Here is a 12627-nt window from a genome sequence, read left to right as displayed (position 1 = left end):
TCATGCATCACGCCATTGGATTAGTAGAACTGAGTAGCATTGCTAAAGGCATTGAAGTCACCGATGTCATGCTCACTAGCTCAAATGTAGAACTTTTAATCGCTAAAACTATTTGCCCAGGTAAATACATTGCCTTAGTCGGCGGGGAAATTGGTGCAATCAAACAAGCAGTCGATAATGGTGTTCACGCAGGTAAACATCTAATTGTAGACAGCTTTGTAATTGCCAACATTCATGCATCTGTTCTTCCTGCATTAAGTGGTGTAAATGAAATCGGTAATAAAAAATCCATCGGTATTGTAGAAACGTACAGTGTTGGTGCCTGCATTACTGCTGCTGATGCTGCTGTAAAAGCCGCGAATGTCCAACTGGCTAGAATTCACATGGCGTTCGGTATTGGTGGTAAATGTTACATGGTGCTGAACGGCGAGATAACCGACATAAAAACCGCCGTCACTGAGGCGTCAAATAGCGCCGGAAGTAAAGGTCTATTGGTACAGAATAGCTGTATAGCAAAACCAGATAAAGCCTTATGGCAGCATGTTTTATAACTAGGCAATAAAGGAACCAGCCATGGCGAATGAAGAGAAAGATAGAGTCGTTCAAGAATATGTCCCAGGTAAACAGATTACGCTAGTACATTTAATTGCTAATCCCAACAAAGCGCTTTATCAAAAAATGGGATTAAATTGCGAAACCAACGCCATTGGTATTCTGACGATCACACCGAGCGAAGCGGCAATAATTGCGGGCGATATCGCCACAAAATCCGGTGCAATTGAATTAGGCTTCGTTGATCGCTTCACCGGTTCTGTAGTGTTTACGGGCGATGTTTCCGCAGTGGAATATGCATTAAAACAGGTTAGCTACACATTAGGTGACATGATGAAATTTACCACCTGTCCGTTAACTCGTACATGATCGGCAATTCATATATGACGAAAAGCGCGTCGAAGCCAAATAGCTACTCCAAAACAGATAGCGCCTCCAAAACAGAGAGGTCGCATAAAGAAGCGCCTAGCACACTAGTACCACCTAAAAAGCTGATGTTAATTGGCCGAAGTGGCAGTGGTAAAACGACATTATTGCAGAGTTTGAATAATCAAATTATTGAATACCAAAAAACTCAAGCAATGCAGTTTTCCCACAGTGCTATCGATACACCTGGGGAATACTTAGAGAACCCTAGATTGTACAGTGCACTCATTAATGCTTCTTACGATGCTGATGTGATCGCATTAGTGCAGTGTGCCGATAATCCACACAATATTTTTGCTCCTCAGTTTGCTACCGCATTCAACAAACGTGTTATTGGTATTATTACCAAAGCGGATGTCATTACCGAACAAGAAGCACACCTAATTACACAGCAACTTATCGATGCAGGAGCCTCAATCGTTTTATCAACTTCTGCGTATAACAACACAGGCATTATTCAATTAAGACAATTTTTAAATTGGGAATAGAACATCATTATGGAAAATAAGATATTAGCAATTAATGCAGGCAGCTCAACATTAAAGTTTCAATTGTATTCTATGCCAAGCGAGAAATTACTCGCCAAAGGGATGATAGATAAAATAGGCAAAGAAGACGCAGAGTTTGTTCTAAAAACAGACAATAAACGCCATCGTCAGGAGAATATTGAGTTAAATTCCCCACATGAAGCGATTGACTTCTTGCTTGAGCAATTGAAATATCATCAGGCAATTTCCTGTATAGCAGAGATAAAAAGTGTCGCCCATCGCGTGGCACACGGCGGTGAAAATTTTACCCAATCAGTCTCTATAACCAATGACGTAATAGAACAATTAGAAACGCTAATAGAATTAGCTCCTTTGCATAATCCGGTCAACATCGCCTTTATTAAAGCTATGGCAATTAAATTACCCGATATAGAACAAATTGCAGTATTCGATACTTCGTTTCATCAAAGTATCAAACCGAAACATTTTCTGTATGCTATTCCCTATCATTTTTATCAAGATGACCATATCCGCCGTTATGGGTTTCACGGCACAAGCCATAAATATGTCAGCCAAGTTTGTGCTGAGCAAATGAACTACCCATTATCAGAACTGAAAATTATCAGTTGTCATTTAGGCAGTGGAGCGAGTATTTGCGCTATTGATAAAGGCTATTCTGTCAATACTTCGATGGGATTTACACCGATGGCAGGTTTAATGATGGGGACTCGGTGTGGCGATATTGACCCTTCAATTCTGGTTTTTTTAACCCAAAAATACCATCTGAGTATCGACGATCTGAACCAGATAATGAACAGCAAATCTGGTCTTCTTGGCTTGTCTGGTATATCGAACGATTGCCGAGAAGTTGAATCTGCCGCCAAACAAGGTAATGAAAGAGCTCAAATAGCATTAGATATTTTCGTTCAACGTATTAGGGATTTTATTGGTTCTTACTTAATTCAGATGGGTGGTGCCGATGTCATACTATTTACTGGAGGCATTGGAGAAAATTCAGATTACATCCGCGCCGCTGTGTGCAAAGACCTAGAAGGTATCGGTATTGAGCTTAATGAAAAATTAAACCAAGCAAAACAAACCTTTATCCATACACAAAATTCTCGAATAAAACTGGCAATAATCAACACAAACGAAGAACTAATGATGGCAAGAGAAGCCTTTAATATTGTTTTCAACAAATCATAAAATCGATCATCTTAGCAACAAAGTGCTTTAATCGCTTGTTGGTTAAAGCGATGATCCATACCCAAAAATACTCCAAAATCAGCGTAAGATAGTGGTTTACTACAATATGATTATTGTCGTAAACCACTCAATGCATAGCAATATGCCAACCATTCAGGTTATATATAGACAAATCACTCTGTGATACTTAGGATAGAAGCCGTCTTTTTCGATGTCTCGTTTTTTCGACGACAACTTTCTAAACGCCATATTTTCTAAACAAAATATTATCTAAGCCATATATTTGCTCAAAAACATAAAAGCAATCAAGCTCATTTTTGTAAGTAAATAGCGTCCATTACTAGGAGTTTAACAGACCAATGGGAAGCACATTTAGCGGTCAAACGTCATTACCTAAAATGCCAGTACCCGAATTAAGTGACACATGTTACAAATTTATAGAATGGTCTAAACCTCTGTTAACTAAACAAGAAGCCATCGAAACCAACAAAGTTGTTCAGCAGTTTCTTGAGCCTGGAGCTGAAGGAGAGCAATTACAAAAGCAACTTCATCACTGGAGTGAAACAGAGCCAGTTGGCAACTGGTCAGCACCAGCTTGGCAAAACCTGTATCTGCAATCTCGCTCACCATTAGTCATTAACAGTAACGTTTTCTATTATCTAAAAAGCAAACTAGATGAACAACGCTGCTCTCAGGCTCACATTGCTGCCGCGCTCATAAGCACTGTTTATGATTTTATCGCCTTACTCGAAAACAAACAGCTCACACCGGATAGGCAAAAAACCAGCCCCCTTTGCATGAATCAATACAAGAATTTATTTTCTTCTATTCGAATACCTTGCCAAACAACCGATAACTTTCACGTATTTTCAGAAAAAAAACATATTATCGTGTTGCATAATCAATCTATTTTCACAGTAGATATACTAGATGGCCAAGGAAACCGCCAATCAGCATCGAGCATTAAACGACAGTTAGAGCGTATTCTCTCCAACACTCAACAAGGACAAAATCTCGGTTTATTAACCACCTTAAACCGAGATGACTGGGCAGAAACAAGAACAAAGCTGTTAGATTTATCAGCCGATAATGTAGAAAAAATGCAACAGATAGAACAGGCGGCATTTGCAATATGTCTAGATCAAAACAGCCCTGAACAACTGATCGATATATCGAAACAGTGTTTACATGGCAGCGGAATAGACCGATTTTTTGATAAGTCTTTGCAGTTTATAGTGTTTAAAAATGGTAAAACAGGCATCAACTTCGAACACACCGGGGTAGATGGATCTGTCATGTTACGACTAATCGCTCATATCTATGACACCATTGATACCATCTCATTTGAAACGAACCTAACATGTCTACCTTCAGACGATTTGTTAAAACAGCAAACCAAATCATTACTCTTCGATTTAAATGACCATTTGCATCAAAAAATCCAATCGGCCATACCCGCATTTCACACGCATATTACTAATACCCACACCTGTATTCTGGACTTTGATTATTTTGGCAAGCAGAAAATCAAAACCTTCAAAGTCAGCCCAGATGCCTTCGTGCAACTTGCTCTACAATTGGCAGAATATAAGTTATACGGCCAGTGTTATAGTGCCTATGAAGCCGTAATGACCCGAACTTTTCTTGATGGAAGAATTGACGTGTTGTACACCGTTTCACCAGAATCATTAGCCTTTATTCAACACATTCAATCTAACGATAGCAGCCAAGAAACAACCGCGAAAGCGTTAGTTGAAGCGACACGAAAACACACTGCTCGAGCGAATGAATGCCGACAAGGGAAAGGGGTTCACACTCACCTACTTGCTCTGAAATATTGTTACCAACTTGCAGGTGAAGAGCTGGGTATTAACACACTACCGACACTGTTTAGTGATAAAGGGTATCAAGCATTAACAGAGAGCGTGGTTTGTACAAGCACTACCTCTGAATACGGGGTTGAACTAGCGGGTTACGGACCAATTGTTGACCACGGATTTGGGATTAGATATTTTGTTCGCGATAATTCTATCTGTTTTAATATGACCAGCAGAACCAAACTCCAAGCTGATCTCGATAAAATGACATTATATATAGAGCAAGCCTTGCTTGAAATGGCAGAGATAATGGCGAGTTAATCTGAATTGTTCATTCGGAGTTCAGGCTAGGTAGTTTATCTTAGCCTGAGTAATTAGTAGCCAAGATAAACTTAAAGAATGAGACTATTTGAGAGGATCATTATCAGGTAGTGCACTATGAATCCACAGTGCTAAACGCTTCTTAATATTTTTTCCATCCAGTTTATCATCTGGTAAAGGGGTAATCTGGCGAACTTCAACTAAAAACAAATACAATGCTTTTGTTTTAATCTGTGCCGAGGAACTTTGATTAAACAATTCGTAACCCTGCATTTTTGCCATTTTACTGCCAACTTCTAACGCTTTTTTTAGTAACTTATCTTCATTTATTATCTTACTCGTTTTTGACATACAACAGCCACCATTCAGATTAAGTGATGTCATCAGTATATAGATATAGTAAAACTTGACGAGCAAAAATTTCTACAACGGATTGCTTTTCTTTTCCATACCAAAACGATCGGCATCGACCCCTCTTTTCCAATACCCTACCGCCGATACATTTAGCCGATCAAATCCTATTTCTTGTTGCAAAACTGGCCTAAGCGAACGAATAGTTCTTGCTTCTAGCCCTAAGAAAACGTGTGTGTCTTTTGCCATATTTTGTGCAGTTTCAATCACAACTTGCTCTAACGTTACGCTTGCCTCATCTTCGATAAACCAGATGGTATTATCGGCATCTTGGTAATCCATCTGGATAATATCTGTTCGAGTGGGCACCGAAATAATCGCCCGAATATCTGCACTGGATTTAAATCGAGGAACATACCCGTTTATCGCATTAACCGAGGTAATATCTCCCACCAATAAATAGCTATGGTGATCGTAATTAGTCATTTTTAATGGACCAGGTCCAGCTATCGCCACTGGGTCACCAACCTTTGCATTTTTTGCCCAATTGGTTGCAGGCCCAGTATGAAGATTAATGACAAAATCGAGCGTTAATCGCTTAGTTGTCTTATCAAAACGGCGGATCGTATAAGAGCGCATCTTACGCTCATCGTCGCCATCTTGTGGCAACACAACTTTAACATAAGAACCTTCCAAACCAATTGGAAAATCCTTTAGGCTTTCTCCTGTTACAACGATACGGCGTAAATGTGGAGACAGATCGCTGATACTAGCAACATGAACGGGACGTAAATTGGGAGCTTTAGGTTTCACTGGCATTTCCTTTAAACTTGAAACTCAACAAGTAAGTTGATAAAGTCTACTATATTAGAAGTTAGTTGATAATGTCAACTATAATTAAGGATTTAGTTATGAATAATGTATCTATTTCAGATTCTGTTTTTACTATCATGCATTTGTATCGACTTACTATGCGTTCTAAGCTTAATGCCACTGATATAGGCTTACATTCAATGCATGTAAAATGTCTAACCTTTATCGATAGAAATACCGTCTGTACCGCTAATGATATAGCGAGTTTTTTCTCACGAGATAAATCTCAAATTGCTCGATTAATCAAAGAGATGATAGATAAAAATTGGATCACTAAAGTAGCCAACCCACAAGACAAACGCAGTCAGCTTTTATCTTTAACCGAACAAGGGAAATCATTAGCAAACTTAATCGCAGACACGCAACGCGATGTGCAAGAAAAAATACAAAAAAACCTAAGTACAGAAGAATTAGAAGAATTCAAACGGATCGCTGACATCATCGCCAATACTTTAAGAGAAAGGTAATAATATTTAGTTTCAATGCTTGCTCGACATTTAAACAGATTATTCTGTATAATGCGCCGCTGTTTCAGCCACATAAACGGCTGACCTCAAATACAAGCCTTACTCTTCTTGTTATCCAGTCATGACTATCTAGGAAATTCCATTGATCTCTACCGCAAATATCACCATGCAGTTTGGCCCTGCGCCATTGTTTGAAAACATCTCCGCAAAATTCGGCAACGGAAACCGTTACGGTTTAATTGGTGCAAACGGATGTGGCAAGTCAACGTTTATGAAGATCCTAAGTGGAGAGCTCGCGCCGACCTCAGGTAACGTATCCATCACTCCAGGACAAAAAGTCGGAACACTGAGTCAAGATCAGTTTGCTTTCGAACAATACACGGTAATCGATGCTGTAATTCAGGGTGATCCTAAACTCTGGGAAATAAAACAAGAACGCGAACGCATTTACTCACTACCTGAAATGAGTGAAGAAGATGGCATGAAAGTAGGTGAATTAGAAAGTGAATTTGCCGAAATGGATGGTTACAGTGCAGAAAGTCGCGCGGGCGAAATTTTACTCGAAGCCGGTATTGAAGAAAAGTATCACTTTGGATTAATGAGCCAAGTTGCCCCTGGTCGAAAGTTGCGTGTTCTGTTGGCCCAAGCATTGTTCTCTAATCCTGATATCTTGCTGCTTGATGAACCAACCAACAACCTTGATATTCATACCATCAACTGGCTTGCCGGTGAACTTAATCAACGTAAGTGCACCATGATCATTATTTCCCATGATCGACACTTTCTAAATACCGTTTGTACTCATATGGCCGATATTGATTACGGTGAGCTGCGAATTTATCCTGGCAATTATGAATATTTCCTCGAAGCATCAAGCCTAATACAAGAACAATTACTCGCTGGTAATGCCAAGAAAAGTGCTGAAATGGTTGAGTTGCAAGACTTTGTTAACCGCTTTGGTGCGAATGCTTCTAAAGCAAAACAAGCCAGTTCACGAGCAAAAAAATTAGAAAAAATATCACTCGATGAAGTCAAGTCATCCAGCAGAATGACACCATCGCTGCGCTTTGATGAAAGCAAAAAACTGCACCGACAAGCACTCATTTTAGAAGAGTTAGCACACGGTTTTGACGATCAACTTTTATTTGAAGGTGGCAACCTGATTCTTGAAGCTGGCGCCAAACTGGCGGTTATTGGAGAAAATGGCGTGGGTAAAACCACTTTACTGCGCTGTTTAGTCGAAGAGCTGGCTCATAATCAAGGTGTGGTCAAATGGTCTGAAAATGCCGCTATTGGGTACTGTCCACAAGATAGCAATCGAGACTTTGATAACGATTTATCACTATTTGAATGGATGTCGCAATGGCGTTCAACCAAGCATAACGACTTAATGATACGAGGCATGTTGGGCCGCCTTCTATTCACTGAAGATGACATCAACAAAAAAGCCCGTAACTGCTCAGGTGGAGAAAAGAATCGCTTACTATTTGGCAAACTGATGATGTTAGATATTAATGTTCTAATAATGGATGAACCAACCAATCACATGGATATGGAAGCAATCGAAGCATTAAATCAGGCCTTGAAATTATTTGAAGGCACACTGATTTTTGTTAGCCACGATAGAGAGTTTGTCTCGTCACTGGCTACTCACATTATTGACATTAAAGATAATAAATTGATTAATTTCCACGGAACCTTTAATGATTACATGGCAAGCCAAAAAGAAGCGAATAGCAGAAAAGTCGCCTAAATGCCTGTGATACTGACTATTAAAAAGAATACTGGTTAATAAAAGGCTCAGATGTTTGTTGGCAAAAGGTTCAGATACTCTCTGAACCTTTGTGCCTATTAAAGTAAGTCACGCAATCTGTAATACGCCATCCCTAACACCAAGGCAGGCGTTCTAAGCATCCTACCACCAACAAAAGGTAGGTGAGGTATTCGTTCAAAAACGTCTAATCTTTCTGCCGTTCCAGATACCGCTTCTGCCATCAATTTACCAGCTAACCCCGTAGCGGCGATACCATGTCCAGAAAACCCCTGAGCATAATATACATTTGGTTTAATTCGACCAAAATGCGGGGCTCTGTTCATAGTGATGGCAACATTCCCCCCCCATGCACAGTCAATTTTTGCATCCTTTAACTGTGGAAACACGCTAACCATGCGAGCTCGCATGGTCTGAGCAAGGTTACGAGGCTCAATCCCAGAATAACTAACCTTACCTCCAAATAACATTCGATGATCGCCAGAAAAGCGAAAATAATCTAAAACAAAATTAATATCACAAGCTGCAATATGATCCTTCATTAACGCCATCGACATCTCTTCACCCAATGGTTCCGTAGCACAAACGTATGTACCCACTGGCATCACTTTATTTTCGATCGAGTACTCAAGTCCTTTCATATATGCATTACAAGCAAGCACCACATGATTAGCAATAACATGACCCTTTGCTGTAGACAGTTTAACAGGGTTTCCATGTTGTATACTTTCTACGGCACTGTCTTCAAAAAACTGCACACCTGCTTCTTTGGCTGCTTTGACCAGACCTAATGTATAATTCAGTGGATGTAGATGACCACTATTAGAATCAAACATACCTGAGGTATATTTGTCACTCGCGATATGCTGACGGACTTTATTCTTATCCCATATTTCTAGCGAATCATAATTATAGTCTGTATGCAGATTTTCAAGCCATTCTTGCAACTCTCTATCATGGCGCGCTTTAACACCAAGATGCACCATGCCATCTCGCCAATCACATTCAATATTATGTTCGGCAATATAGCCTTTAGTAATCGCTAAGCCTTCAACGCTCATATCCCAAAGTCGCTTGGCATCCGCTTTACCGACCATTTTTTCTAAAGAATGTTGTTCGCTAGCCCAGCCAAATATAGCTTGTCCTCCACTACGACCCGACGCCCCCCATCCGACTCGATTAGCTTCTAGTACGGCTACCTTGTACCCTTTTTTAGCTAACTCTAATGCAGAAGCTACTCCGGTAATTCCAGAGCCAACCACACACACATCAAATTTTTGTTCGCCTTGAAGTTGTGGAAAATCAAATTGCTGATTGGCACTGTGTGCATAATATGAATTTTCATGTTGCTGTTTCATTGTTTGTTATCCTTAACAACGTCATTTATTCCTTTACAAAACATCTCTGTTCTTTACAAATACCATTCATAATCCAATGAAGAAACTTGCGAAAAAAAGCTCTGCTGCTCACTGCGTTTATTTTCTTGGTACACATTGCAAAACTCTGCGCTCAATCTTTGGTATAACACATCACTGGATTGAAACTTATCAATTGCATGCAGCCAAGACTGAGGCAAGAAATTACTTCCCTCAAGCTCGTAAGCATTACCCGATATTGGTTCAGAAGGAACCATATGTTGCTCTATCCCCTCTTGCATCGTAGCCAAAATAGCCGCAATAACTAAATAAGGATTGCAGTCCGCACCAGAAATACGATGTTCTAAACGTCTATTTTGACCGGTATCGGCAGGCACTCGTAAAGCGACTGTCCTGTTATCCCATCCCCAGTTCGGCCAAAGAGAGACAAACATATTAGGTTGAAAACGGCGATACGAATTGGCATTGGGGGCAATAATAGCCATAGTATCTGGCATATATTGTAAGATACCAGCAATCGAATAGTTCAATATTTCAGGGGTGTGATTGAACACATTCAACCCGTTTTCATCAAACACACTGATATGAACATGGCAACCACTACCAGAATATTCACGATAGGGCTTCGCCATAAAATTAGCCTTAAAGCCATGTTTTTTCGCCACTTCTCTAACCACTCGCTTCATCGCCATGGCTTGGTCGCATGCTTGAACAACATCAAGATTGTGATTCAAATTTACTTCAAACTGACCAGGTGCATATTCAGCAGTAATATTAGCGGCGGGAATATTTTGAATTTCGCATGCAGCAATAATTTCGTCGATAAAACCACGAAACTCGTCCAACTCTTCAAGTGAATAGACTTGGGTTTTTTCCATTCGCTGTTGACTATTCGGCATCAACGGCGGCTGTGGTTTTCCGTCTGTATCTAACTCAAGATCTTGCAGATAAAACTCAAACTCAACCGCAACACACGGGAAATAGTTTTTGTTTGCCATTTCTATCAACTGTTTGTTGAGCACTTGTCTGGGGTCAGCAAAAAAGCCATCCACCTGATTTTGATCCAACATGGTGATGATTGCTTGAGCAACGCCGGGCTTCCATGGAATTACCGTCAGCGTTCCATCTACAATACGACAAACACGATCAGAATCGCCCTGAGCAAATCCCAACCCTGTTTCCTCAACGGTTTCACCATTAATGTCCAATGCGAATACCGACGCTGGCATACAAACGCCATGTCTCACCACTTTTTCCAACATAGACACTGGAATTCGTTTTCCTCGTTCAATTCCATTAATATCAAAAAGAATCAAGTCTATACTTGTTATTTCTGGATGTTGCGCAATAAACAGCTCTACATCTGCAATACTATCTTCGGTCATCCATTTACTATTTTTATATGTCATCTATGACTTCCTTCTCATATCGAACAAAAAACAGACTAGTAAAAAAACCACATCAATGTAAAGTATTTTGATACAAAACAGACTAATTTCTTAAAAAATAGCGAAATAAGCAATAAATAATTAACAAATGATTGACATGAATATTGGTTTTGTGGCATTTCTAGAATAGTGAGACTACGGAGAGCCTCACATAGTTACCAAATAACTATTGACAAAAAAACGGCTGAAAAATATGGACACAATCAGAAAATGGATACTCGAAAATAACATTACCGAAGTTGAATGTCTTATCCCAGATATAACTGGTAATGCTCGTGGCAAAATTATTCCTGCCAATAAATTCTTGAAAGATAAGGGGATGAGACTCCCAGAAAGCTTATTTTTTCAGACCATTACTGGTGACTGGCCCGACGATGACACCATGATCGACCTCACCGAAAAAGACATGATCTTGGAGCCAGACCCACAAACCATTCGCTTTGTCCCTTGGGCAAAAGAACCGACTGCACAAATCATCCACAACTGTTATGACGCAAGTGGGGATTTGGTTGGTATCGCACCGCGAAGTGTGCTCAAACGAGTTCTAAAACTCTATCACGATAAAGGGTGGACGCCAATCGTCGCTCCAGAGCTAGAGTTTTTCTTAGTGAAACAAAACCTCGATTGGGATTACCCATTAGAACCACCTGTCGGGCGTAATGGTCGCCCAGAAACTGCCAGACAATCTTTCAGTATTGATGCCGTCAATGAGTTTGACCCTTTATTTGAAGATATGTATGACTTTTGTGAAGTTCAAGAATTAGAAGTCGACACACTCATTCACGAATCAGGTGCGGCTCAAATGGAAATCAACTTTGATCACGGCGAAGCACTAGAAAGCGCCGATCAAGTTTTCCTCTTCAAACGTACGGTTCGAGAATCCGCTCTTACCCACAACGTTTATGCAACGTTTATGGCTAAACCGATGGAGCACGAACCTGGTTCGGCGATGCATATCCATCAAAATATACTCGACAAAGATGGTAATAATCTATTCAGCAATCCCGATGGCAGTAACAGTAAAGCGTTATACAACTATATTGCGGGTCTGCAAAAATACACACCTGCTGGCTTGTCATTTTTCGCACCTAACGTCAACTCGTACCGCCGCCTAGTGTTCGGTGACTCAGCCCCTACAAACTTAGAATGGGGTGAAGATAACAGGACAGTCGGGTTAAGGATCCCTGTATCTGATGGGAAATCTCGTCGAATAGAAAATCGTTATGCGGGGGCGGATGCCAATCCTTATTTGGCAATGGCTGTGTCACTCGCATGTGGTTATCTAGGCATGGTACAAGAATTAGAGCCGACCGACATTGCGACTGAGGACACCAGCCAAGACCCGTATGAACTTCCTCGTACCGTTGAAGAAGCACTGCGACTGCTCGAAAACTGCGATGAACTAAAAGAAATTCTGGGTGAACGTTTTGTTGCTGCTTACGTTGCCATCAAGCGCAAAGAATACCAAACGTTTTTCCAAGTGATTAGCTCATGGGAAAGAGAGTTTTTACTACTCAATGTGTAAGGATAA

The 12627-nt window shown here is 40.4% G+C and carries 12 protein-coding genes; 8 read left to right on the top strand and 4 right to left on the bottom strand.

Features of this window, described 5'->3' with window-relative positions; translation table 11 throughout:
* The first annotated feature begins 2 nt into the window (after nucleotides 1–2).
* The 5 genes from R3X26_RS04535 (at nucleotide 3) to R3X26_RS04515 (ending at nucleotide 4810) form a co-directional block, all read left to right on the top strand.
* On the top strand, nucleotides 3–551 hold the full coding sequence (locus R3X26_RS04535) for a BMC domain-containing protein (RefSeq protein ID WP_317716022.1): 549 nt from the start codon (nucleotides 3–5) through the stop codon (nucleotides 549–551).
* 22 nt (nucleotides 552–573) lie between these two features.
* Entirely contained in the window at nucleotides 574–921 is a 348-nt protein-coding gene (locus R3X26_RS04530; RefSeq protein ID WP_317716021.1) for a BMC domain-containing protein, read from the top strand.
* Nucleotides 922–935: 14 nt separating this feature from the next.
* Nucleotides 936–1466 carry a EutP/PduV family microcompartment system protein gene (locus tag R3X26_RS04525; RefSeq protein WP_317716020.1) on the top strand — a complete coding sequence of 177 codons (531 nt, stop codon included), beginning with the start codon at nucleotides 936–938 and terminating at the stop codon, nucleotides 1464–1466.
* Between the two features lie 9 nt (nucleotides 1467–1475).
* Nucleotides 1476–2672 carry an acetate kinase gene (locus tag R3X26_RS04520; RefSeq protein ID WP_317716019.1) on the top strand — a complete coding sequence of 399 codons (1197 nt, stop codon included), beginning with the start codon at nucleotides 1476–1478 and terminating at the stop codon, nucleotides 2670–2672.
* A gap of 359 nt (nucleotides 2673–3031) precedes the next feature.
* A complete protein-coding gene (locus tag R3X26_RS04515; RefSeq protein ID WP_317716018.1) occupies nucleotides 3032–4810 on the top strand; it encodes a choline/carnitine O-acyltransferase in 1779 nt (592 codons plus the stop codon).
* Between the two features lie 84 nt (nucleotides 4811–4894).
* Here R3X26_RS04515 and R3X26_RS04510 read toward each other — a convergent pair whose 3' ends face one another.
* Both R3X26_RS04510 and R3X26_RS04505 read right to left on the bottom strand, forming a co-directional pair.
* On the bottom strand, nucleotides 4895–5161 hold the full coding sequence (locus tag R3X26_RS04510; RefSeq protein WP_317716017.1) for a DUF5062 family protein: 267 nt from the start codon (nucleotides 5159–5161) through the stop codon (nucleotides 4895–4897).
* A 72-nt stretch (nucleotides 5162–5233) separates the two neighbouring features.
* A complete protein-coding gene (locus tag R3X26_RS04505; RefSeq protein WP_317716016.1) occupies nucleotides 5234–5980 on the bottom strand; it encodes a siderophore-interacting protein in 747 nt (248 codons plus the stop codon).
* A gap of 92 nt (nucleotides 5981–6072) precedes the next feature.
* Here R3X26_RS04505 and R3X26_RS04500 point away from each other — a divergent pair, with 92 nt between their 5' ends.
* Both R3X26_RS04500 and R3X26_RS04495 read left to right on the top strand, forming a co-directional pair.
* Nucleotides 6073–6501: a MarR family winged helix-turn-helix transcriptional regulator gene (locus R3X26_RS04500; protein WP_317716015.1), complete on the top strand. Its 429-nt coding sequence runs from the start codon at nucleotides 6073–6075 to the stop codon at nucleotides 6499–6501.
* A gap of 142 nt (nucleotides 6502–6643) precedes the next feature.
* Nucleotides 6644–8254 carry an ABC-F family ATPase gene (locus R3X26_RS04495; RefSeq protein WP_317716014.1) on the top strand — a complete coding sequence of 537 codons (1611 nt, stop codon included), beginning with the start codon at nucleotides 6644–6646 and terminating at the stop codon, nucleotides 8252–8254.
* Between the two features lie 98 nt (nucleotides 8255–8352).
* Here R3X26_RS04495 and R3X26_RS04490 read toward each other — a convergent pair whose 3' ends face one another.
* Complete coding sequence (locus R3X26_RS04490; protein WP_317716013.1) at nucleotides 8353–9630, bottom strand: FAD-binding oxidoreductase; 1278 nt, start codon at nucleotides 9628–9630, stop codon at nucleotides 8353–8355.
* A gap of 53 nt (nucleotides 9631–9683) precedes the next feature.
* Nucleotides 9684–11057, bottom strand: a complete 1374-nt coding sequence (locus tag R3X26_RS04485) for a glutamine synthetase family protein (RefSeq protein ID WP_317716012.1) — start codon at nucleotides 11055–11057, stop codon at nucleotides 9684–9686.
* 232 nt (nucleotides 11058–11289) lie between these two features.
* On the opposite strand from R3X26_RS04485, the gene R3X26_RS04480 reads away from it, so the two are divergent.
* Nucleotides 11290–12621: a glutamine synthetase family protein gene (locus R3X26_RS04480; protein WP_317716011.1), complete on the top strand. Its 1332-nt coding sequence runs from the start codon at nucleotides 11290–11292 to the stop codon at nucleotides 12619–12621.
* The last annotated feature ends 6 nt before the right edge of the window (nucleotides 12622–12627 follow it).

The organism is Vibrio sp. TH_r3 (assembly GCF_033101115.1).
Classification (GTDB): domain Bacteria; phylum Pseudomonadota; class Gammaproteobacteria; order Enterobacterales; family Vibrionaceae; genus Vibrio.
Note: the sequence above shows the minus strand (reverse complement) of the source record. Positions and strands in the feature narration are given on the sequence as shown.